This is a genomic window from Ruegeria sp. MALMAid1280 (assembly GCF_049195285.1).
Classification (GTDB): domain Bacteria; phylum Pseudomonadota; class Alphaproteobacteria; order Rhodobacterales; family Rhodobacteraceae; genus Ruegeria.
In genome coordinates this window covers 86,298-107,557 of record NZ_JBMIRT010000045.1, presented here as the reverse complement: position 1 = coordinate 107,557, position 21,260 = coordinate 86,298, and the positions used below count along the sequence as shown (strand labels likewise).

The 21,260-nt window shown below is 58.8% G+C and carries 23 protein-coding genes; 4 read left to right on the top strand and 19 right to left on the bottom strand.

All coding sequences use genetic code 11. The annotated features are described in order from the left end of the window. Positions 1–279: 279 nt before the first annotated feature. The 8 genes from ACOQFT_RS09490 to ACOQFT_RS09455 form a co-directional block, all read right to left on the bottom strand. Entirely contained in the window at positions 280–852 is a 573-nt protein-coding gene (locus tag ACOQFT_RS09490; RefSeq protein WP_421597694.1) for a hypothetical protein, read from the bottom strand. A gap of 79 nt (positions 853–931) precedes the next feature. After that, positions 932–1,066 (bottom strand): hypothetical protein, encoded by a 135-nt coding sequence (locus tag ACOQFT_RS09485; RefSeq protein WP_256368739.1) that lies wholly within the window; start codon positions 1,064–1,066, stop codon positions 932–934. 172 nt (positions 1,067–1,238) lie between these two features. Further along, a complete protein-coding gene (locus ACOQFT_RS09480) occupies positions 1,239–2,354 on the bottom strand; it encodes an alanine/ornithine racemase family PLP-dependent enzyme (RefSeq protein WP_421597693.1) in 1,116 nt (371 codons plus the stop codon). Further along, positions 2,351–3,550 (bottom strand): DUF1611 domain-containing protein, encoded by a 1,200-nt coding sequence (locus tag ACOQFT_RS09475; protein ID WP_421597692.1) that lies wholly within the window; start codon positions 3,548–3,550, stop codon positions 2,351–2,353. The genes ACOQFT_RS09480 and ACOQFT_RS09475 overlap by 4 nt, the downstream gene beginning before the upstream one ends. Positions 3,551–3,643: 93 nt before the next feature. Next, positions 3,644–4,498: a hypothetical protein gene (locus ACOQFT_RS09470; RefSeq protein ID WP_421597691.1), complete on the bottom strand. Its 855-nt coding sequence runs from the start codon at positions 4,496–4,498 to the stop codon at positions 3,644–3,646. Then, positions 4,488–4,841, bottom strand: coding sequence for a hypothetical protein (locus ACOQFT_RS09465; protein ID WP_421597690.1), 354 nt, complete (start codon positions 4,839–4,841; stop codon positions 4,488–4,490). Before ACOQFT_RS09465 ends, ACOQFT_RS09470 begins: the two co-directional genes overlap by 11 nt. 3 nt (positions 4,842–4,844) lie before the next feature. Further along, a complete protein-coding gene (locus ACOQFT_RS09460; protein ID WP_421597689.1) occupies positions 4,845–5,153 on the bottom strand; it encodes a hypothetical protein in 309 nt (102 codons plus the stop codon). A gap of 445 nt (positions 5,154–5,598) precedes the next feature. Continuing rightward, positions 5,599–6,351 carry a Crp/Fnr family transcriptional regulator gene (locus ACOQFT_RS09455; protein ID WP_421597688.1) on the bottom strand — a complete coding sequence of 251 codons (753 nt, stop codon included), beginning with the start codon at positions 6,349–6,351 and terminating at the stop codon, positions 5,599–5,601. A 135-nt stretch (positions 6,352–6,486) separates the two neighbouring features. Here ACOQFT_RS09455 and ACOQFT_RS09450 point away from each other — a divergent pair, with 135 nt between their 5' ends. Beyond that, positions 6,487–6,720: a hypothetical protein gene (locus ACOQFT_RS09450; RefSeq protein WP_421597687.1), complete on the top strand. Its 234-nt coding sequence runs from the start codon at positions 6,487–6,489 to the stop codon at positions 6,718–6,720. A 363-nt stretch (positions 6,721–7,083) separates the two neighbouring features. On the opposite strand, the gene ACOQFT_RS09445 is transcribed toward ACOQFT_RS09450, so the two are convergent. The 3 genes from ACOQFT_RS09445 to ACOQFT_RS09435 are packed head-to-tail and all read right to left on the bottom strand — an operon-like array spanning position 7,084 to position 9,560. Next, positions 7,084–7,482 carry a (deoxy)nucleoside triphosphate pyrophosphohydrolase gene (locus ACOQFT_RS09445; protein ID WP_421597686.1) on the bottom strand — a complete coding sequence of 133 codons (399 nt, stop codon included), beginning with the start codon at positions 7,480–7,482 and terminating at the stop codon, positions 7,084–7,086. Further along, positions 7,479–8,705 carry a bifunctional glutamate N-acetyltransferase/amino-acid acetyltransferase ArgJ gene (argJ, locus tag ACOQFT_RS09440; protein ID WP_421597685.1) on the bottom strand — a complete coding sequence of 409 codons (1,227 nt, stop codon included), beginning with the start codon at positions 8,703–8,705 and terminating at the stop codon, positions 7,479–7,481. Before argJ ends, ACOQFT_RS09445 begins: the two co-directional genes overlap by 4 nt. A gap of 6 nt (positions 8,706–8,711) precedes the next feature. Next, positions 8,712–9,560, bottom strand: coding sequence for a peptidylprolyl isomerase (locus tag ACOQFT_RS09435; RefSeq protein WP_421597684.1), 849 nt, complete (start codon positions 9,558–9,560; stop codon positions 8,712–8,714). Between the two features lie 176 nt (positions 9,561–9,736). On the opposite strand from ACOQFT_RS09435, the gene secA reads away from it, so the two are divergent. The 3 genes from secA to ACOQFT_RS09420 all read left to right on the top strand — a co-directional run bounded on the left by secA (position 9,737) and on the right by ACOQFT_RS09420 (position 15,060). Then, on the top strand, positions 9,737–12,454 hold the full coding sequence (secA, locus tag ACOQFT_RS09430; protein ID WP_421597683.1) for a preprotein translocase subunit SecA: 2,718 nt from the start codon (positions 9,737–9,739) through the stop codon (positions 12,452–12,454). 100 nt (positions 12,455–12,554) lie between these two features. Continuing rightward, positions 12,555–13,478 carry a hypothetical protein gene (locus ACOQFT_RS09425; RefSeq protein ID WP_421597682.1) on the top strand — a complete coding sequence of 308 codons (924 nt, stop codon included), beginning with the start codon at positions 12,555–12,557 and terminating at the stop codon, positions 13,476–13,478. A gap of 25 nt (positions 13,479–13,503) precedes the next feature. Beyond that, a complete protein-coding gene (locus ACOQFT_RS09420) occupies positions 13,504–15,060 on the top strand; it encodes a substrate-binding domain-containing protein (RefSeq protein ID WP_421597681.1) in 1,557 nt (518 codons plus the stop codon). A 4-nt stretch (positions 15,061–15,064) separates the two neighbouring features. Here ACOQFT_RS09420 and radC read toward each other — a convergent pair whose 3' ends face one another. The 8 genes from radC to ACOQFT_RS09380 are packed head-to-tail and all read right to left on the bottom strand — an operon-like array spanning position 15,065 to position 21,258. Beyond that, the gene (gene radC / locus ACOQFT_RS09415) at positions 15,065–15,820 is read right to left on the bottom strand and encodes a RadC family protein (protein WP_421597680.1); all 756 of its coding nucleotides are present in this window, start codon (positions 15,818–15,820) and stop codon (positions 15,065–15,067) included. Positions 15,821–15,855: 35 nt separating this feature from the next. Then, complete coding sequence (locus tag ACOQFT_RS09410) at positions 15,856–16,590, bottom strand: ABC transporter permease (protein ID WP_421597679.1); 735 nt, start codon at positions 16,588–16,590, stop codon at positions 15,856–15,858. Next, positions 16,587–17,315 (bottom strand): ABC transporter ATP-binding protein, encoded by a 729-nt coding sequence (locus ACOQFT_RS09405; RefSeq protein ID WP_421597678.1) that lies wholly within the window; start codon positions 17,313–17,315, stop codon positions 16,587–16,589. Before ACOQFT_RS09405 ends, ACOQFT_RS09410 begins: the two co-directional genes overlap by 4 nt. Then, complete coding sequence (gene tenA / locus ACOQFT_RS09400; RefSeq protein ID WP_421597677.1) at positions 17,312–17,986, bottom strand: thiaminase II; 675 nt, start codon at positions 17,984–17,986, stop codon at positions 17,312–17,314. The genes ACOQFT_RS09405 and tenA overlap by 4 nt, the downstream gene beginning before the upstream one ends. Beyond that, positions 17,983–18,918, bottom strand: a complete 936-nt coding sequence (locus ACOQFT_RS09395) for an ABC transporter substrate-binding protein (RefSeq protein WP_421597676.1) — start codon at positions 18,916–18,918, stop codon at positions 17,983–17,985. Before ACOQFT_RS09395 ends, tenA begins: the two co-directional genes overlap by 4 nt. Positions 18,919–18,938: 20 nt before the next feature. After that, positions 18,939–19,904 carry a ThiF family adenylyltransferase gene (locus ACOQFT_RS09390; protein WP_421597732.1) on the bottom strand — a complete coding sequence of 322 codons (966 nt, stop codon included), beginning with the start codon at positions 19,902–19,904 and terminating at the stop codon, positions 18,939–18,941. Next, entirely contained in the window at positions 19,901–20,497 is a 597-nt protein-coding gene (locus ACOQFT_RS09385; RefSeq protein WP_421597675.1) for a thiamine phosphate synthase, read from the bottom strand. Before ACOQFT_RS09385 ends, ACOQFT_RS09390 begins: the two co-directional genes overlap by 4 nt. After that, positions 20,494–21,258: a thiazole synthase gene (locus ACOQFT_RS09380; protein ID WP_421597674.1), complete on the bottom strand. Its 765-nt coding sequence runs from the start codon at positions 21,256–21,258 to the stop codon at positions 20,494–20,496. Before ACOQFT_RS09380 ends, ACOQFT_RS09385 begins: the two co-directional genes overlap by 4 nt. Positions 21,259–21,260: the final 2 nt, after the last annotated feature.

Here is a 21,260-nt window from a genome sequence, read left to right as displayed (position 1 = left end):
TAAGACCGGCGTCAGGTTATCAGCGACGCCGAGCTAACCCGGGGCTTACTGATACGCCATTTCGCCACGCGCTCAACCCCTTGCAGCGTCGACAAATCCGCTCTCCGAACCCTTCGCTCCAGAATGGAGTTCTGCAACGAAGACACGGGCGTTCTTGCGGCACGTCATTGTGGGCGCGAGCCATGATCGTATCTGCTTCGTCGTCGGAGTCTTCCATCAGTTCTTAGCCTCGATTTCTGTTTTGGTTTATACAGCGACTGGAAAAGAAAGTTCCGAGCCCTAAGCCTTGAGATTGAAGGAGCTGCCCATTTCAGTCTGTCCAATGGGACGGCCTGTAATCCGAGGGGTTTTAATAGGACGAACCGGCATTCCTTCATTCTCGGCAGCTTGGACCGCGAAGGCGTACTGAGCGCCGCTTCCGCATCCTCGCCGTAGGGCTCGTTGATCTGATAATCTGTCGTCTGCCTCAGAGATGAGCGACTCCGAGTAGAGGTGCCGAAGTTGAGTCTCTGAAACGCCATCCGCTTCCATAATCAATTGCACCATGGGATCGGCCAATAATTGGTCGAGCAGGAACTGCGACAACTCCTTTGAAGACAACTTGTCCTTTGCGCGTGCTCTGTCCAAATCAGCAAGAGAAACGGTCAGCGTTCGCGCCAGACCGGGGTGAGATTCCCTTGGATGCAGGCAGATTAGCACGGATGCTTTCCAGGCTTCCGGGTTCAAATAGTCAGGCGGTGCGGAAAGCTCTGTTTCTATTTCGTATTCGCCCGCCGGGAGTAATTCGTCAAATCCAGGGAAAGTAAACGGCTTGGAAAAGACTGCGATTGTCTTGCTGACTATCTGGTCCATTTGGGTAGTTCTCCTTTGCAGATACCGCCCGTTCGGAGCTGTAACCAAGAACAAGCCACCCGATCCCGGCAGGGTATTATTAACCTTGACGCTTGGCCTTTGGTTTTTCGGGGACGACGTCAGGTCTTTTAGACGTCGCTTCTTTTTTTGGCGCGTCCGCATCGTTTTTTTTCAGTGCGGCGGCCGCTCTGGTCGTCAGGTCCTTGAAAGACATCATTTTGATCCTTTGATTGTCCGCACCACCCACGAGCCCAGATGGGGAGTGAAAAGTGAATGTGGATACCACCAATATAGGTATTGGTGGCCCAATTTACTACGTAAAGCTGTAGAATAAGACGGTAGACTGAGGTCTGAGATTGATCGGCGACGATCTTTGTGCGCAACCTTCACTTCGAATATGGACGATCATTGTTTGCAGCGATGATTTCTGCCAATGCGCTAGCACCACGGAAGACCTTTGCAACATCAGGTGCTGCCATGCTTCGCGAAAGCGCGCTATACTTCATTCTTAGCTTCATCTCGCCACCAGCGCGAGCCGGACAATCAGTGGTTTCAACAATGATATGATCGCTGGTGGCTCCGACGAACGTGACGCCCGCAGGGAATACAAGACCCGCCGCATCGGTGTCCTGGAGTCCGATCGCAAGGATCGACCGAGTATTCGAAGGACCGTCTAAAGTCACACACTGCATTGAAGGTATAGGGTAGTTCATTCGCACGGGATTTGGGTTTGATTTGGCTTTCGTTTCGATCACTTCCGCCCAAAGAGTGAAAGCATCTGTATAAAGCCCGCCGATCGCGTGCCCGGATACAGGATCGGTACCCAACAGGATAGCCTCACCCAGACGCAGGTTGTTGATCTTTCCGGTCGCACCCTTGCCAAGCGCCCATGGCAAACTGGCAGAGCCGCCGCCTGACACTGTTTCAAGAGCGGGTCCAAACGCGCGCTCGGTGTCGATGGCAAGCGATGAAAGCAATGCCATTGCTTCTGCAGAGGGTGCCACATGACCAAGACAGGCAAAATTTGCGCCAATCCCCTTCAGAGAAATCCCTTCCATTCTTAGAATTTGAGACACAGTGCTTTCAAGGTGTTCAGGCAAGATGCCTTCCCGCATATCCCCCATTTCCACCATCAGGATAATGTTGTGAGTAATGTTCTTTCCCAGCGCATTGATGGCCAGGCAGGCGATAATGTCTACCTCTGTGTTGTAGCTGACATCGCAGTTATCAACGACTTGCTCGACCTGGCTCAACATGGGCGTTCGGATCAAGGATATGGGACACGAGATTCCAGCATTGCGCATACGCATGACATTGCTGATCCGGGCGTCCGCCAGCCCTGTCGCGCCAACTTCAATCATAGCATTCGCAATAGCCGGATGACCGCACACGGCTTTGGTCACGCCTGTCACTGTAATTCCGCGGGGTCTAAGGTGGTCGACCAGGAACCGTGTGTTGTACCGAATTTTGTCCAGATCAACGTCGATACGCAGCTTACTCATTCAATCGTCGTAGCACGTACGGGTTGCAAGCGCGGAAAGGCAGATAGAACCATATTCACCAAGTTTTTTGGAGGGCGGTTCAATGCGTCAGTGACCGGGAGATACAATTTGCAGTTGTAGTCTGTGATGGCCTTTGAAATCTCAACATCATTCATTCCTTCATGGTTGATCGTCATGCCAATTACCTCTGTGTTCGCAAAAGCCTCGATCAGGGTGATTTCATCGCAAGGGTCGGGCATGGCCATGTTGGGGAAGTCGCATCGACGTTTTCGTTTAGGTGCGTGTTGAAGAATAACCGCATGTGGTTGACTGCCTCGCAGAATGAAGGCTGATGTGCAAAAGGCCGGATGGCTTAGCGCGCCCTGGCCCTCGATCACTATGACATCCGGGTGCTCATCTTCAGATGCTGCAACAACAGCGCGCTCAAGCTCGCCACAACAAAACTGCGGCGGCACCGAATCCATCGCGACGCCATACTTGGCGCCCTGCATCAAACCTGTCTGGCCGGTGCCGACCAAAACTGTTTTGATCCCATGCGCGTTAAGTGCGCTTGTCAGGATTGTCGCGGTTGTACGCTTTCCAATTGCACAATCGGTGCCGAACACCGCGATGCGGATCGCCTGGACGTCTCCAATACTGCCATCTAACAGGCGCAAGTCGGGATTGGGCCGCGGCTTGCGAATGTCGCGGATCGTGACATCGTGAATTTTGGCAAATCCGACGAGCTCTTTGTCATCGCTAAGAAATTCATGCAGCCCACTGACGATGTTCATTCCGAGCGTTATCGCATCCACAACAACTTCGCGATCCTCAAGGGACATTCTGCCGCTGGCCGGCGCCATTCCGTAAATAAACGTGTCGGGGATCGTAGCTTCATTAGCGACGGCGGCATCAAGATCATCGAAGATGGGAAGCTGATTGGCGACATTATCAAGTACTGTTCCACTGTCACAACCGCCATACGTGCTGTCGATCACCGAAAGAACGCGATAAGACTGTGAATGTCGAACGAGACCATTAGCCGTCTTGCCGTCGATCTTTGCGAAGTTTCCTTCGCAATACACAATTGCAGTCGGTGTATCTGTCACAAGTGTCTTGCGGTGAAGCTCTGGAATAACTGCTTGTGCAGGTGGTAGCTTTTGCGCATCGCTGGCACTGAACTGCTTGGCCTCCGACGCAATAGGTACGGGTTTCATATCTGTTCCTTTTTGGAGTGTGAAACGCGCCGTCCTTTGTAAGAACGGGCGCAAATTGTGAAGTTTGGAAAAGTGGGCTCTCTGTCTGAAACCTCACTTGTTCAGAACACACAGCCCTTCTGACCGATGATAATTTCTGTGGCATTGCCACCCATTGCCGGATCGGTCGAGATGGGCATTTGCCGGTAGCTCGATTGCGTTGCAGCGATCACCGGACGCCTTGTAGCCACGTTCGCATTTCCATCCAACTCCATGGATCGCGTCATCGTAGAAAGCATTTTCAGGCACGATGACGGCATCGCACCTTCCGTCTCGCTCAAAATATCCACGCTCGCAGGTCCAGGGGCGCCCGCTGGTTGATGCGTTCAGAAAAGCGTTTTCCGGCACTGCTACTGCAACGCACGCTTCTCCGTCTATCTCGTAGCCACGATTGCAAATCCATACAGATCCATAAGTGCTGTTCGTTAGGTAGGCGTTGTCCGGCACCACGATTTTCTGGCAGCTATCGTCTACCCTTGTGTACCCACGCAGGCACCGCCACCTCTCACCTGATGGATCGAGGTATCCGCCCTCTGGCACAATTACTTCAATGCATGAGGTGCCACCAACTTCAACAAAGCCATGTGTACATGCCCAGCCCGAACCATAGGTTCTGTTTGTCGGGTAGGCATTTTCTGGGACGGCAATGGCCACGCATTCTTCGCCTTCCAACCGATAGGACAAATCGCATTCCCAACCGTCGCCATACTTTTTGGGATGCGCGTTATCCGGGATCGAATTTGTTTCGGCCGATGCGGGACTTGATGAGATAAAGGAGCCCGTCAAGCAGCTGAAAACGCCAACAAACAGCGCCGTCATGAAGTGAGAGTAAAACCAGTACTGATTTTTTCGAACTGTACTGGTGCAAACGGCGTCGTCCGAAAGTTGAGTTGTTGAATTACGATCCATCCAGGTTCAGCCCCTCGATACAGGCCTGTGCCAGATCTTTATTAGGAGCTTGAGATCCCGGTACCGTTGCCCAGTCGGCTGCCATAACGGCATCCTTCCGCTTGAAAGACGAAGCTTCTTTGATCGTCGTTATTTTTTCGGCGCGTTGGGCGTCAGTTCTAGCCATGTCGACGCAGATCGGAACCAACGCAGCGATTACATTGTCGCGGGACATGGCGTTGGCCATCTTGTCCGCGTTACTTCCGGTCATCCATCCACCCCAAGAAAATCCAACGACGCCTACGAATATCCCTCCGATCAGGGCGCCGTAGATTCCGGGTTTAAGCCATTCGGGCATGTTCATAATCTATTCCTCCTGCGGGGAAAGTGCCGCATCGCTGTCATTGTCAGATGTGGCCAACGTCTGGTCGTGCTTAAGTGCCAGTTCGAGATCTTTTGGGTCGATGGGGCGCATTTCTGTGCGGCCTGGCTTGCTGCCTTTGCTCTGAACCGTCAGGTAGGTTCCGGTTCTTCGATATGCTTCGAAACTCAGGCTCTGTAATAGTTCTTCTTCAACAATTACTTCATACTCGCCTGCAGGAAGTTCATCCGGGTAGCCGCACAAAGAGAACGGATTTGAAAACGTCACCAAAGAACTGGACGATCTCGTGCTCACCTTGGTCCTCCATATAGTTGTTGGATCTTCCCCGCGCAGTCTGCCGCGGTACACGCTCGTAAGCGCCGCGGTAGTACTGGTGTTGTAATTTAGAATAATGTGCAAATGGCAGACGCGCGCTGATCGATGTTAGTCTGCGACCAAAGACCTGAGATTTTGTTGGAATCTCAAATGCATTTGGTGCCCGAGGATCAGGTACTGCCAAAAATTGACTAACCTGCGTCAGTGCAACGATGTTTGGATTCCGGCAACCTGATGTGTGTTGGCGGGATATTTGCTGGCGTGTTCTTAACGAGTATTTGAGAAGCGCAGGAAATCCAGTACCGCAATCGGACTGTATTTATCTTGCGCTTCTTTTTCCGTGAAATCCCAAATCTGCCGAAGCGAATGGCGTCTCTAACCAGGCAACTATCATCAAAATCCCGGCATCGCCCGAGGGGTGAACCTATTGCTTCAACAGTGGCCCGGCCTGATCCAGATAAGCGGGGTCAAAACCTGCCAACGTCACCAGTCCGTCATAATCATCAAATGCCACTTGCCCGGATTGAAAAGTAACCAGCCCCTTCTCCCGCAGTTGCCTTAGGACACGATTAACATGTACAGCACTCAGTCCCAGCGCATCGGCAAGATGGTATTGTGTCAGGGGGCAAGTGAATCCCGTCTTGGTTGCCATCCCGACCTGAGTCAGCCTCACACCAAGTTCTAAAAGAAAATGCGCCATGCGCTCACCCGCATCGCGCCGTCCTATGTTGACCAGGTGCTCAACCACCATCGCTTCATCTCGGGAGACCGCCCAAAGAATTGCTGTCGCCAGCCGGGGCGTTTGCGCAAATGCTTCCAGGAGATCATCCACTACTACCTCAATGGCTTGGATTTCCATAATTGGTTCTATGCTGTGATCCGAGGTGTGCAGCAGAACGCTCCGCAAGCCCAGAAAGTCACCCGGTATTTGGAAATCGACGATCTGACGCGACCCGTCTGTCTGGGTTTTGTAGGAACAAACCCAGCCCGAGGCCAGAATGTAGGCAGCCTGCTCTGATTGCCCTTGATGCACAAGATCACGTCCCGCTTCAAAGGTTCTGCGGCGTTTGTGCAGGCGTGCTAATACCGCAAGTTCAACCTCAGTCAGAGCGACGAAGTTTAAGAGCTTTCGGGTGAGTGGACTGTTTTTGATAGCGCGCAAGTGTTCTTCCTTCATCGATGAGCAGCCCACGAAACTATCCGACGCCAAGACTGCTTTCGATCAGTTAAGTATACAGCAATCTATGCCAGTATGATGCAATTCATCGTGGCGCTTCCTTGCTTGGACGCCTGTTACAAAAGGACGTCTACCATGGCCGACCGGCAAGACCACTCAGGAATGGCCGCACTCTCAATCTGCGAAGCGCTTTTGCTTGCAATAAAAGATCGTGAGCTCCTGCCCGAACATGAGATAGTGGGAGTTTTGCGTGACGCCGCCGCTGCCCACGAAGCAGCGGTCGGCAATAACGATGAAAAGGACATGCACCAGGCCGCCGCTGCTCTGATAAACCAGATCATTGCTTCCGGCTATCGGGTTCGGCAGTAGCGTTAAGTCCCGCATCGGAAAAACAAGATTATGCTCGTCAAAAAAAAGCAAAATTGCAAACAGAAACACTTTTGGTGCCTCGTTCCTGATCAATTCAAACACGAAACGAGAACCAATGTTTCAATGCCTGCCATATCCTGCGTCCTGATTGTCCGACCGAGCTGCGGCGAGGGTACAGTTTCCGTTAACGCAAATACAACGCCTGCGAATGACCTGATTGGTGACACTCGCCGCGCCGCAACAATAAGTATGCCGCGACCGCGAGCAAATGCTGCTTCAGCGAAGGCTCCAGATCGAATGACGGCAAAGTCCGCAAAGCAGACATGCCCAAACGAGTGAATATGAATGTCTGTGGCAACGGTACTACAACCAATCCCGCAAAATCGGGATCAGCGGTACATCCGCCGCAGGCATCGGATAACTCCGCAGATCATTCGCGCGCACCCATTTCAGAGCCTGACCTTCCTTGGACTGAGGAATGCCCCCCCATTTGCGGCAGGCAAACAGTGGCATCAGCAGGTGAAAGTCATCATAGCTGTGGCTGGCAAAGGTCAGCGGTGCGAGGCATGAGGCCCAGGTGTCGATGCCCAGTTCCTCATGCAATTCGCGGATCAGCGCAGCTTCGGGGGTTTCGCCGGGCTCGATCTTGCCGCCGGGGAATTCCCACATGCCGGCCATGGACTTGCCCTCGGGGCGCTGCGCCAGCAGCACCCGTCCCTCGATGTCGATCAGGGCAACGGCAGAAACAAGGACAGTTTTCACGAGCGATAATCCGCGTTGATCTCGATATAGCCATGGGTCAGGTCGCAGGTCCAAACGGTGGATTTGCCCGCGCCCAACCCCAGATCGACGGCGATCACCAGATCCTGGCCTTTCATATAGGCGGCGGCGTCTTCCTCGCGGTAATTGGGGCTGACCCAGCCTTTCTCGGCCACCAGAATGTCTCCGAAAGAGATGCTCAGCAGGTCCCGATCCGCCGCGGCGCCAGATTTGCCGATGGCCATGACCACGCGGCCCCAGTTCGGGTCTTCGCCCGCAATTGCGGTCTTCACCAGAAGAGAGTTGGCAATCGCCAGACCATGCACCTTAGCGTCAGCGTCCGAGGCGGCGCCGGTGACACGGATTTCCACGAACTTCGTTGCCCCTTCACCGTCGCGCACCACTTGTTGCGCCAGATCCAGCATCACGGTTTCCAACGCCTCGGCAAAAGCCGCGTTGTCGGTGGCGTCCACGCCCGACGCTCCGGTGGCGCACAGCAGCAGGCTGTCCGAGGTCGAGGTATCGCTGTCCACAGTGATGCAGTTGAAGGTCCGGTCGGTCTGCGCCCGCAGCATCGCTTGCAGCGCAGATTGTTCGACCTGCGCATCGGTGAAGATATAGACCAGCATTGTCGCCATATCGGGCGCGATCATGCCGGACCCCTTCGCAATCCCCGCAATAGAGACTGTTTTGCCATCGATCTCGACCTGCGCGCTGGCCCCTTTCGGGAAGGTATCCGTGGTCATGATCGCGCGCGCGGCGTCCTCGATGGCATGACGGCTGAGGCCCGATTTCAGCGCCTCAAGCTGCGCAACGATGCGGTCATGCGGCAGCGGCTCACCGATCACGCCGGTCGAAGAGGTAAAGACCCGCTCGACCGGAACGCCTGTGGCTGTCGACACGGCCTGCGTCACCTCGGCCACCGAGGTCTGACCGTAATGCCCGGTAAACGCGTTTGCATTGCCCGAGTTCACCAGGATCGCCGCCGGGCCGTCACTGGCCCCGCCGATCTTGTCCTGACAATCCAGTACCGGCGCCGCGCGGGTGGCAGAGCGGGTGAACACCCCGGCCACCGACGTGCCCGGGTCCAGCACCGCCAGCATGACGTCGGTGCGGCCCTGATAGCGCACGCCTGCCTCGACGGTGGCGAAACGCACCCCGTCAATTGCAGGCAATTCGGGAAAAGCCGCCGGGGCCAGCGGAGAGACCTTGGTGATCGTGGCCACGGGTGTTTACTCCTGAATCAGGTCGGTCTGACGCAGAACTTCGGGGCCGACGCCTTCCAGTGCCGGGCGTTCGATCTCGGCCTGCTGGGTCAGTTCGTCGATGCGGGCCTGAATGACCTCTTGCTGCAGGGTCTGAGACAGCTCGGCGCGGACCTGATCCAGCTCGGGCGCCTCGGATTTACGCTTGTCGTTCAGGGTGATCACGTGCCAGCCGAACTGGGTTTTCACCGGCTCGGACACCTGACCTTTTTCCAGGCCGATCACGGCCGCCTCAAAAGCCGGAACCATCTGGCCCGGTCCGAACCAGCCCAGCTCACCACCGTTGGGACCTGACGGGCCGGTTGATTTTTCCTTGGCCAGCTCAGCGAAATCAGCGCCGTCGTCCAACTGCGCCTTGATGCCCTTGGCCTCTTCTTCGGTTTCCACCAGAATGTGGCTGGCGTTGAATTCATCCGCGCCCTGGAAATCGGCATATTTCGCATCATAGGCCGCCTGGATTGCGTCATCCGTCAGCTCTTCCTCGAGCAGCGTATTCACCGTCTGAACCGCCAGCAGCGAGCGCGTCTCATTATCCAGCGCCAGTGTGTTCAGCTTGGACAAGGCCTCCTGCTGCTGGCCCAGCAATGCCTGCTGGATCAGCTGGTCGACGATCAGCTCGTACAGAACGTCGTCCTCGATCTGCTGGTACTGCTCGGGCAGGGCAGCCCCGGTGGCGATGACGTGACCCAATGTGATCTCATCCCCGTTCACACGCGCGATGACGGTGCCGGCGTCGGGTTTGGTTTCAGCCGCCAATGGCAGGGCCATCACTGCAGCAAGCGCCAGCGATGGCAGAAAAGTGAGGCCTTTGGGCATGGAATCATCCTATTTCTTTGCCGCGACAGGGCGTGGCGTTGACACTCTGGGACCTGCCGCTTACATCGCTTTGAAGCCTTGGACAGGGCCGCCTTTCACCCCCCGTATCTATGGGTTGCGCGCAAGGTGGGCAAGCCTGTCGCAACCACGATAAGAACAGATCCGCTGGAGTGAACATGCTGGGACTCGGAACGCTCGCCAAAAAGGTGTTCGGAACACCGAACGACCGCAAGATCAAGGCGACCCGCCCCCTGATCGAAAAGATCAACGCGCTGGAACCCGAGTTCGAGAAGCTGTCCGATGAGGGCCTGATCGAAAAGACCGCTGAACTGCGCAAACGCGCGCTGGACGGTGAAAGCCTGGACGCGCTGCTGCCCGAAGCCTTTGCCAACGTCCGCGAAGGCGCCAAGCGCGCGCTGGGCCTGCGCGCCTTTGACGTGCAGCTGATGGGCGGAACCTTCCTGCATCAGGGCAATATCTCGGAAATGAAGACGGGTGAGGGCAAGACGCTGGTCGCCACCTTCCCCGCCTATCTGAACGCGCTGACCGGCAAGGGCGTGCATGTGGTCACGGTGAACGAATACCTGGCCAAGCGCGACTCGGAATGGATGGGCAAGGTGTTTGCTGCCGTCGGCATGACCACCGGCGTGATATGGTCGGGCCAGCCCGATGCCGAGAAGAAAGCCGCTTATGCCTGTGACATCACCTATGCCACAAATAACGAGCTGGGCTTCGACTACCTGCGCGACAATATGAAGGCCGATCTGGCCGAGATTTACCAGAAGTACCACAATTTCGCGATCGTGGACGAGGTCGACTCGATCCTGATCGACGAGGCGCGGACGCCGCTGATCATCTCGGGTCCGTCGCAGGACCGCTCGGACCTGTATACTGCCATCGATGCGCTGATCCCGTCGCTGAGCGAAGATCACTTCACGCTGGATGAAAAATCCCGCAACGTGACCTTCACCGATGAGGGCAACGAGTTTCTGGAACAGCAATTGCTGTCCGCCGGCCTGATCCCCGAAGGCCATTCGCTTTATGATCCCGAAAGCACCACGGTTGTGCACCACGTGAACCAGGGCCTGCGCGCGCACAAACTGTTCACGCGCGACAAGGATTACATCGTGCGTGACGGCAATGTCGTGCTGATCGACGAATTCACTGGCCGCATGATGCCGGGCCGCCGCCTGTCCGAAGGTCTGCACCAGGCCATCGAAGCCAAGGAAGGCGTCCAGATCCAGCCCGAGAACGTGACGCTGGCCAGCGTGACCTTCCAGAACTATTTCCGTCTTTATGACAAGCTGAGCGGCATGACCGGTACCGCCCTGACCGAGGCCGAAGAATTTGCCGAGATCTACGGTCTGGGCGTGGTCGAGGTTCCGACCAACAAGCCGATCGCCCGTGTGGACGAGGACGATCAGGTCTATCGCACCGGTGCCGAGAAATACGGCGCGATGATCGAACAGACCAAGGAAGCGCAGGAAAAGGGCCAGCCGGTCCTGCTGGGCACTACGTCGATCGAGAAATCCGAACTGCTGAGCCAGCTGCTGCAAAAGGAAGGCATCGAACATAATGTTCTGAACGCCCGCCAACACGAGCAAGAGGCGCAGATCGTGGCCGATGCCGGCCGCCTGGGCGCGGTGACCATCGCCACCAACATGGCCGGTCGCGGTACCGACATTCAGCTGGGCGGCAATGTGGAAATGAAGGTACTGAAGGCGCTGGCTGAAAACCCCGAGGCTGATCCTTCCCAGCTGCGCGCCACCGAAGAGGCCCGCCACGCGGAAGAGAAAGAAAAGGTTCTCGCGGCCGGTGGTCTTTATGTGATGGCGTCTGAACGCCACGAAAGCCGCCGCATCGACAATCAGCTGCGCGGCCGCTCGGGCCGTCAGGGCGATCCGGGACGCACGGTGTTCTACCTGAGCCTCGAAGACGACCTGATGCGCATCTTCGGCTCGGAACGGCTGGACAAGGTTCTGACCACGCTGGGCATGAAAGAAGGCGAGGCCATCGTTCACCCTTGGGTCAATAAGTCTCTGGAACGGGCGCAATCCAAGGTCGAAGGCCGCAACTTCGACATGCGCAAGAATGTGCTGAAATTCGACGATGTAATGAACGACCAGCGGAAGGTTGTCTTCAGCCAGCGGCGCGAGATCATGTCCTCGGATGACCTGTCCGAGATCGTTTCGGACATGCGCGAACAGGTGATCGACGATCTGATCGACGAATACATGCCGCCCAAATCCTATGCCGACCAGTGGGACACCGACGGTCTGCACGAGGCCATCAAGGACAAGCTGACTATCGACGCCCCGGTTCAGGATTGGGCCGCCGAGGAAGGCGTGGATGACGAGCAGGTGCGCGAACGCCTGATCAACGCCGCCGACGAGATGATGGCACAGAAGGCCGCCGCCTTTGGCCCCGAAAACATGCGCAACATCGAAAAACAGGTACTGCTGCAGACCATCGACGGCAAATGGCGCGAGCATCTGCTGACGCTGGAACATCTGCGCTCGGTCGTTGGCTTTAGGGGCTATGCCCAGCGCGATCCGCTGAATGAATACAAGAATGAAAGCTTCCAACTGTTCGAAAGCATGCTGGACAGCCTGCGCGAAACCGTGACTCAGCAATTGGCACGCGTGCGCCCACTGACCGAGGAAGAGCAAAAGGAAATGCTGGCGCAGATGGCGGCACAGCAGGCACAGGCGCAACAGGCGGTCGATCAGGCCTCGGACCGCGCCGAAGCGGTGGCCGAGGCCGAAGCCTCGGGTGATGCCCGCCCCGGTTTTGTCGAGGACGATCCCAACACCTGGGGCAACCCGTCGCGCAACGACCGTTGCCCCTGCGGGTCGGGCAAGAAGTTCAAACATTGTCACGGGCGTCTGACCTGACGTCACCTAATTACAGACACATTGAGTCCCCGTCACGGCCACATATTGGCCGTGTTTCTTAATCAATATGCGACTCGCTCCTTCAACTGGGGAGGGTGTCTTGTTTGTAATTAAAAACTACGTGACCACCGGCGGCACAGTCGTTTGCGCGCTGGCGATTGGTTACCTGATGCAAAACGGAATGCCTGCGGGACTGAACGGTTCCCAGGACGCTGAAATTGCGGCCGCCGCCCCGAACGCAGGTGTGTCCGGGCTGGAGGGTATTGTTCTGACCTCCTCGACCCCTGCCACGGGAACACACCAGATCACGTCATCGACGCAACGCAGGCTCAAGCCCAGCCGGTCAACCCCCTCTGACCGCGCCGAGTGTGACCTCAGCGCCCGGGCACATGCCGTACCCGGCGCCGCCGCCCGCCTGATCGTCAAAGCCCCCTGCCACGGCAATGAACGGATCGAGGTGCATCACAGCGGCCTGACCGTCACGCAAGAGACGGACGCAAACGGCACGTTGAATCTGACCATACCGGCCTTGTCGGAATACGCGATCTTTCTGATCTCGCTTGACGATCAGAAAGGGACCGTAGCCACCACTCACATTCCCGACATCGGCCAGTATTCCCGCGTCGCCCTGCAATGGCAGGGTGAAACCGAGCTGCAGCTACATGCGCTGGAATTCGGCGCCAGCTATGGCGACGCGGGTCATGTTTCTTCCGGGTCCGGTACGCAGGGCGCAGGCAGCGTCGTGCACCTGTCCCAGTCCACGTTCCCCGATGCCCGCAACATCGAGGTCTATTCCTTCCCTGCGGCACAATCGCACCAGTCGGGCTCGATCGCATTGACGGTCGAGGCCGAAGTGACCGAGGCCAATTGCGGCCAGGACCTGAGCGTGCAGTCGATGGAATTGCAATATGACCGAAGCCTGCGGTCGCGCGACCTGACGCTCAGCTTTCCGGATTGTTCCAAAACCGGAGAGTTTCTGGTGTTGAATAATCTGTTCCAAAACCTGACAATCGCGGCAAACTAAACCCGCAGGCAGGCTCGAACTTCCAATGACATTCCTTCGTGTGGCGGCAGCCGCACTGTTTCCGGCACTATTGGCCTCGGCCGTTCAGGCGCAGGACATCACGCTCACTTCTCATGACGGCAAGGTCGAAGTGGCCGGGACCCTTCTGGGGTTTGATGGTGAGTTCTACCGCATCGACACGCAATTCGGCGAGTTGACGGTTGACGGCTCTGGCGTGACCTGCGACGGGCCCGCCTGCCCCAGCCTGACCGATTACGTGGCCGAGCTGCGGTTTTCCGGGTCGTCGGTCATGGCCGAAAAGGTACTGCCTGCCCTGCTGAAGGGCTTTGCAGTGCAGGAGGGTCTGTCTGCAACCTCCCTCACGACCCAAAACGATAAACTGGTTTATGAACTGCACCAGCGCGGGCGCAATGCCCCGCTGGGGCGGTTCTTTTTTGACATCCGCAATACAGGTCGCGGTTTTACCGACCTGACCGCGGGGCAAGCCGATATCGTGATGGCCTTGCGCGAAATTCGCCCGTCCGAGCAAGCGGCCGCCGAGGCCGCCGGTCTGGGCGATCTGACCCAGGCGCGCCGGTCGCGGGTTGTGGCGCTGAATGCGCTGGTCCCCATCGTTGCACCCGACAATCCGGTGCCGTTTATTTCTCTGTCCGATCTGGCACTGGTGCTGTCGGGCGAGATCGACAACTGGTCCGCTTTGGGCGGGCCGGACGCGCCAATAGCGCTGCACCTGCCCGATGCCGGATCCGGACTGGCGCAAGGGGTCGAGGATCGGTTGCTTGCCCCCGCCAAAGTGGCGCTTTCGGATGCGGTCCTCCGACACGAGCGTGGCAGCGATCTGGTGTATGCCGTGGCCAATGATCCCTTTGCCATCGGAATAGCCAGCGAGGCCGAGGTCGAAACGGCCCGCGCCCTGCCACTGGCCGGGGGGTGCGGCCATGCGCTGATGGCCACACGGCAAACGATCAAGACTGAGGATTACCCGCTGACCTCGCCCATGTTCCTGTATCTGCCTGATCGCCGGCTGCCCCGCGTCGCCCGTCAGTTTCTGGCTTATACCCAAAGCGCTGACGCCCAGATGGCAATCCGCGACGCGGGCTTTATCGATCGGGCGCCTGAAAGGATGCCCATCGAGCTACAGGGAAACCGGTTTGCAAATGCGGTGGCCTCGGGCGGTGCCGAGGTCGGGCTGGAAGAACTGCAGCGCATGGTCACCACATTGCGGCCTCTGTCCCGCTTGTCGCTGACTTTCCGGTTCGAAGCCGGGTCTTCGCGGCCGGACGCGCAATCACGATCCAACATCCAACACCTGGCCCAACAGCTTGAGGCCGGCACGCTGGATGCGCGCCAACTGGTCTTTGTCGGATTCAGCGATGGCGATGGCGACGCGGCGGCGAACGCGCGGATTGCGCTGCTGCGGGCAAAAACGGTGCGCAATGCGGTGCTGGCGGCGGTGGAAACCGCGATCCCCGACAGCATCGAGTTTGACGTTGACGGATTTGGCGAGGCTATGCCGATGGCCTGCGACGACACCGATTGGGGCCGCAAGGTCAATCGCCGCGTCGAGGTCTGGGTCCGGTAATCCGCTACAGGTATCCTTCCGAGCGAAAACTCAGCTCATTCGATTTGCCGATGATCAGATGATCGTGCAGGGTCAGGCCCAGCGCCAGACAGGCGTCCTGAATCCGGTTGGTCATGTCGATATCAGACTGTGACGGAGTCGGATCGCCCGACGGATGGTTGTGCACCAGAATAAGCGCCGAGGCGTTCAGCTCCAGCGCCCGTTTCGCCACCTCGCGCGGATAAACCGGCACGTGATCAACCGTGCCCTTGGCCTGTTCCTCATCCGCGATCAGCACATTCTTGCGGTCCAGAAAGAACACCCGGAACTGCTCGGTCTCGCGATGGGCCATGGTGGTGTGGCAATAATCCAGCAGCGCGTCCCAGCCCGAGATCACATGCCGCTGCATCACCCGCGCGCGGGCCATGCGGTGGGCGCAGGCTTCGAGGATTTTCAGGTCGGTGATCACCGTATCACCAACGCCTTTGATCTGCCGCAGCCGCTCCTCGGGCGCGGTCAGCACCCGGTTGAAATCGCCGAACGTGTCCATCAGCGCCCGCGCCAGCGGTTTGACGTCCTGTCGGGGGATAGACCGGAACAGAACCAGCTCCAACAGCTCATAATCCGGCATCGCCGCTGATCCACCGGACATGAACCTTTCGCGCAGCCGTTTGCGGTGATCCTTGATGTAAGACGGCAACCGCCCCGACGGCAACGGCTGCACCGGGGCTTCGTCAGTTTCAAACAGCATCGGGGCTTCGGCAAAGGCGTCCTGGGTCATACCCTCAGATTGGCGCAGAATCGGTTTCCGAAAGGTTAACGCGCCTCACCCGCGATGCGGGACGTGGCGCAGCGGACCAGCATGTGCAACAGGATCGATAACACCCCTAGCGTCAGCATCGCCGCAAACATCAGATCGGTTTTGACCCGGCCATTGGCCAGCAGCATCAGATACCCCAACCCCTGCGAGGACCCGACCCATTCACCGATCACCGCCCCGATCGGCGCATAAACCGCCGCCAGACGCACCCCCGACGCCAGTGAGGGCAAAGCCGCCGGTATCCGGATATGCCACAACACCGCACGCGGGCGGGCCTGCATGGTGCGCGCCAGATCGAGATATCCCGCTGGCGTCCGCATCAGCCCGTCGAAAAAGGACGCGGTGATCGGGAAATAGATGATCAGCACCGCCATCGCCACCTTGGACCACAACCCGTAACCCAGCCACAGTGTCAGCAGCGGCGCCAGCGCAAAAACCGGCAGCGCCTGCGTGAACACCAACATCGGCTGCACCAACACCCGTGCGGCGCGGGAATTGGCCAGTTGCAACGCGGTGACCACGCCCAGAACCGTGCCGCAGGCCAGCCCGACCACCACTTCGACCACGGTGATCCACGTGTGTTCAGCAATCAGCCAGCGGTTCTGCCACCATGTCTCCGCCACCAAGGCGGGCCCGGGCAGGATGAATTTCGGCAAGCCGGTCAGCGAAACAATCGCCTGCCAGACCGCCAATGCGAACAGGGTCGCGGCAATGGCCGAGAGGTATTTCACGCCGCCTCCTCGCGCAGCAGCCGCAGCAGCGCGCCTTGCGTCTCCAGCGACCCGCGGTCATCGACCGTGCGCGGTGCGGAGGCGGTGGGGGGCTGGCAGGGGGTCAGGCCGTGCCGCGTCATCACCACGATGGACTGGCCCAGCCGGGCGGCCTCGGCCGGGTCATGGGTGACCAGCAGAACGGTCCGGCCTTGCAAAGCCTCGGCTGCCAGATCCTGCATGTCGGCGCGGGTGCGGGCGTCGAGGGCCGAGAACGGCTCGTCCAGCAACACGATGGGGCGATCCTCCATCAGCGTACGTGCCAAGGCCACGCGCTGCCGCTGACCGCCAGACAATTCGCCGGGTTTCTTGCTCAGATGCTCCCGCAGGCGCATCCGTTCGATCAGGCGGTCGCGGCGCGCGAGGTCCGGTTTTTCTCCGCGCAACCGGGCGCCCAGCGAGACATTCTGCGCCACGGTCGCCCAAGGCAGCAGCAGATCGTCCTGCGCCATATAGGCCACACGCTCGGCCACCGGTTGACCATCGCTGGCGGTGATCCGGCCAGTGAACTCAGCCCTCGTATCCAGCGCCGCGATCAGGCGCAGGACGGTGGTTTTTCCAACACCCGACCCACCCAGCAGACAGGTCCATTGCCCCGCGCCAAGGGTCAAGGTCAACGATGCGAACAGAGTCGCGCCGTCAATTTTGGCCGATCCGCTGATGGTCAGTTCAGGTGCTGGGGTCACGGGTTCAGGCCCATTTGCCAGAAATTGACCTCAAGCTCGGTCGCGGTGCGGAAGGTCTGACACAGGCGTTGCCAACGCGGTGACGTCTCGAGATCCGCACCAATACGCCGTGTTAGAGCCGAGTCCAGCATTTCCCCCACCGCCTGACACGCCCCCTGATAATCCGGGCCTGCATAGGTGTTGATCCAGTCGCGATAGGTGTCCGAGGTGGCCTCGGACGCCAGCCGGGCGCCAATCTCACCATATCCCATCACGCAAGGTGCCAGCGCGGCCAGCAGGTCCAGCAGGTCTCCGCTATACCCGGCCTCGAGTACAAAGCGGGTATAGGCCAGATTTTCCGCCCGCTCCCTGGTCGCGAACAACTCTTCGCCCGAGATGCCTTCAGCCTCGCAAATTCCGATATGCAGCTGCATCTCTTCGGCGACCAGCGCGTTGACGGTCGCAACGGCCGCCAGCATCTCGGAATGGGTCTCCGATTTCACCACCGCCAGTGCCCAGGCCCGGGAGAAGTGGATCAGGAACACATAATCCTGCCGCAGATAGTGCAGAAACGCCTCACGCGGCAGGGTGCCATCCTTCATGCCTTCGACAAAGGCGTGGCGGGTATAATCCCGCCACGGCCCCTGCGCCGCATCACGCATCCGCGTGAAAGCTCTGCCGTAGCTGCTCATTGCGCGGTCACGTCGATGGTGATGTCGCTGACCGGGTTGATGCTGTCGATCATGCCGCTGTCTTTCAGGAACGCTTCGAACCGGGCATAGCGTCCAGCGTCAAAGCCTGCAGGACGCAAGGCAAAGCGGGGCAGCGTATCGACCCAGGCGCGGGCGTTCAGCTCATCCTGCAGCTCGGGCGATGTGGTGGCGAAAATCTCCCAGCTTTTTTCCGGGTTGTTCACGATGAACTGGGTCGCCTTTTCGGTCGCGGCCAGAAAACGAGCGATCTTGTCGGCGTCCATCGTGTAGGGGTTGGCGACATAGATCAGCTCATCATAGGGCGGCACGCCTTCTTCCTCGATATAGAAGCACCGGCCCGCGACACCTTCGATATCCATCTGGTTCAGTTCAAAGTTGCGAAAAGCCCCGATCACCGCGTCCACCTGACCTGACATCAGCGACGGCGACAGCGAGAAGTTCACGTTGATCATCTCGATATCGTCCAGCGCCACGTCATGGGTGTTCAGCATCGCGGACAGAACCGCCTCTTCCACACCGGCGACCGAGAACCCGACCTTCTTGTCCTTGAGGTCGGCCAGCGTTTCGATCGGGCCATCCTCAAGCACCAGCAGGCAATTCAGCGGGGTGGCAACCAGCGTGCCGACGCGTTTCAGCGGCAGACCCTCGTGAATCTGCAGGTGCAGCTGCGGCTGGTAAGACACCGCCAGATCCGCCTGACCGGCGGCCGCAAGGCGCGGCGGCGCCGAGGGGTCTGCGGGCGGGATGATTTCGACCGCAAGCCCTTGCTCGGCAAAATATCCGTTTTCCTGCGCCACAATGATGGGGCCGTGATCGGGGTTGATGAACCAGTCCAGCAGAACGGTCATCTTGTCCTCGGCCCAGGCGGGCACGGCGGCCAGCATAGCAATGGCTGTGAACAGTTTCTTCATGTCTCGCGTTTCCTTTTCACTCACGAGGTTGAGGCCGCGACGAGGACGATCTCGCCCGGCCAATCCGGTTGAATATTCTCTGCCGCCCGCCAGGCACGCAGGCCGGTGGCGCAGCAGAGCGCTAGTCTTTTGTCTTTATTAGGGTCTATTTCTTGCAGCCTGTCAGGTGAGATGCGCACCGAACTGGGGTGCACAGGAATAGGCGCTTCGTCGGCGCTGCGCAGTTCGACAATCTGGTCATCCGCCGTCAGTTGGGTGGCGGAGAGAAAACGAAAACAGGTGCTCGGCTCGGGCGCATCCTCAAAGCGGAAACTGCTGCTGCGCAGGGTGCGGCCATCATACCGCACCATTTGACCCAGAGGTGACGGGTCGATGCCCAAGATCAGATTCAGCGCCATCTGCGCCTGTATCGCTCCGATCGTTCCGACCACGGGGCCAAGTACCCCTGCGGTCGCACAACTGGCTGCACTGTCCGGGGCGTCAGGAAACAAGGCGCGCAGGGACGGAGCCCCGCAACAGAACCCGCCGACGTAACCCGACAGGCCCAGCACCGAGGCGCTGATCAGCGGTTTGCCCTGCGCCAGACAGGTATCCGAAAGGATATAGCTGGCCGCATAGCTGTCGGCGCAATCGAGGATCACATCCGCCTGCGCAACCAGACTGGCGGCATTTTCGCTTGTTAGAGCCTGTTTTTTCGCAACTACTGCGCAGTCATCGTTCAACGCATGACATCGCTCAGCCGCGACCTCAGCCTTTAGGCGCCCACAGTCAGACTGCGTGAACAAGGTCTGCCGGTGCAGGTTCGACAGAGCGACCTCATCGCGGTCCATGATCGTCAGCTGCCCGACCCCGGCCCCGGCCAGCAGTGGCAGCGCCGGAGCAGCCAGTCCGCCCGCGCCCACCACCAGAACGCGCGCGGCGGACAAGCGGGCCTGCCCCTCTGCGCCAACGTCGGGCAGGGTCATCTGGCGCACATAGCGGTTCATCTCGTGGCCTCGATCCATTGGCGTACCCGGGCCTCGGGATCGGTGTTCAGCGTGATGTCGGTGACGACCGAGACGATATCCGCCCCCGCCTGCAGCACCCCCGGCGCACGTTCAACGCTCATGCCACCTATGCCGACCAGAGGAATATTCCCCACACGCGCCTTCCATTCGGTGACACGCGGCAGGCCCTGCTGATGCCATTTCATCTTTTTCAGGATCGTCGGATAGACCGGGCCCAACGCCACGTAATCCGGGTCCATCGCCAGAACCCACTCTAACTCATCATCATCGTGGGTCGAAACACCCAGTTTCAGCCCCATCTTGCGGACGGCCTTGAGATCGGCCTCATCGAGATCCTCCTGCCCGAGGTGTATCCAATCACACCCGGCCTCAATCGCCTGCAGCCAATGGTCATTGACCACCAGAACCGCACCATGCTGGCGGCAGAGATCGCGCGACAGGGCAATCTGTTCGCGCACCACCGCATCGGGCTGGTCCTTGATCCGCAACTGAACGAGTTTCACACCCAACGGCAGCATCCGGCGCAGCCAGTCCGAGTGATCGAAGATCGGGTAAAACCGGTCGATGGTCATGACAGGAACGCCTTTCCGATCACCGGGGTCGAGGGTTCGGCCATATCCCGCGCCTCGATCGGGTCGGCCTGATAGGCCAGTTTCCCCGCCTCGATCGCCAGCATCATCGCCCGAGCCATGGCGGCGGGGTCTCCGGCCCGCGCCACGGCTGTATTCAGCAAAATCGCGTCATAGCCCAACTCCATTGCCTGCGCGGCATGGCTGGGCAATCCGATCCCTGCGTCGATCACCAGCGGCACGTCCGGGAATTCCGCTCGCATCGCGCGCAGGGCATATGCGTTGTTCAATCCCCGCCCCGACCCAATTGGCGCGCCCCAGGGCATCAACACCTCACACCCCGCCGCCAACAGACGTTCGCCCACGATCAGATCATCAGTGGTGTAGGGGAAGACCTGAAACCCGTCCTCGGTCAGGATGCGCGCGGCCTCAACCAGTTGGAACACGTCCGGCTGCAGGCTGTCGGCATGGCCGATCAGCTCCAGCTTGATCCAGTTTGTATCGAACACCTCCAGCGCCATATAGGCGGTGGTCACTGCCTCTTTGACCGTGTGACACCCGGCGGTGTTGGGCAGGATCAGCACACCCAGGTCGCGGATCATCTGCCAGAATGTCTGCCCCGCCCCGGATTCGCGCCGCAGTGACACTGTGGCCACCCCGGCGCGACTGTCCCGAAACGCCTGTTCCAGAATCGCAGGGCTGGGATATTGCGCCGTACCCAGCATCAGCGGATTGGGCAAAGGGGTGCCGTAGAAGCACCTCATCT

Bases quoted from the DNA above. Each gene is read 5' to 3' on its own strand.
- ACOQFT_RS09490 (WP_421597694.1), bottom strand. From the start codon at position 852: ATGGACCAGATAGTCAGCAAGACAATCGCAGTCTTTTCCAAGCCGTTT.
- ACOQFT_RS09485 (WP_256368739.1), bottom strand. From the start codon at position 1,066: ATGTCTTTCAAGGACCTGACGACCAGAGCGGCCGCCGCACTGAAAAAA.
- ACOQFT_RS09480 (WP_421597693.1), bottom strand. From the start codon at position 2,354: ATGAGTAAGCTGCGTATCGACGTTGATCTGGACAAAATTCGGTACAAC.
- ACOQFT_RS09475 (WP_421597692.1), bottom strand. From the start codon at position 3,550: ATGAAACCCGTACCTATTGCGTCGGAGGCCAAGCAGTTCAGTGCCAGC.
- ACOQFT_RS09470 (WP_421597691.1), bottom strand. From the start codon at position 4,498: ATGGATCGTAATTCAACAACTCAACTTTCGGACGACGCCGTTTGCACC.
- ACOQFT_RS09465 (WP_421597690.1), bottom strand. From the start codon at position 4,841: ATGAACATGCCCGAATGGCTTAAACCCGGAATCTACGGCGCCCTGATC.
- ACOQFT_RS09455 (WP_421597688.1), bottom strand. From the start codon at position 6,351: ATGAAGGAAGAACACTTGCGCGCTATCAAAAACAGTCCACTCACCCGA.
- ACOQFT_RS09450 (WP_421597687.1), top strand. From the start codon at position 6,487: ATGGCCGACCGGCAAGACCACTCAGGAATGGCCGCACTCTCAATCTGC.
- ACOQFT_RS09435 (WP_421597684.1), bottom strand. From the start codon at position 9,560: ATGCCCAAAGGCCTCACTTTTCTGCCATCGCTGGCGCTTGCTGCAGTG.
- secA (WP_421597683.1), top strand. From the start codon at position 9,737: ATGCTGGGACTCGGAACGCTCGCCAAAAAGGTGTTCGGAACACCGAAC.
- ACOQFT_RS09420 (WP_421597681.1), top strand. From the start codon at position 13,504: ATGACATTCCTTCGTGTGGCGGCAGCCGCACTGTTTCCGGCACTATTG.
- radC (WP_421597680.1), bottom strand. From the start codon at position 15,820: ATGACCCAGGACGCCTTTGCCGAAGCCCCGATGCTGTTTGAAACTGAC.
- tenA (WP_421597677.1), bottom strand. From the start codon at position 17,986: ATGAGCAGCTACGGCAGAGCTTTCACGCGGATGCGTGATGCGGCGCAG.
- ACOQFT_RS09395 (WP_421597676.1), bottom strand. From the start codon at position 18,918: ATGAAGAAACTGTTCACAGCCATTGCTATGCTGGCCGCCGTGCCCGCC.
- ACOQFT_RS09390 (WP_421597732.1), bottom strand. From the start codon at position 19,904: ATGAACCGCTATGTGCGCCAGATGACCCTGCCCGACGTTGGCGCAGAG.
- ACOQFT_RS09385 (WP_421597675.1), bottom strand. From the start codon at position 20,497: ATGACCATCGACCGGTTTTACCCGATCTTCGATCACTCGGACTGGCTG.
- ACOQFT_RS09380 (WP_421597674.1), bottom strand. From the start codon at position 21,258: ATGAGGTGCTTCTACGGCACCCCTTTGCCCAATCCGCTGATGCTGGGT.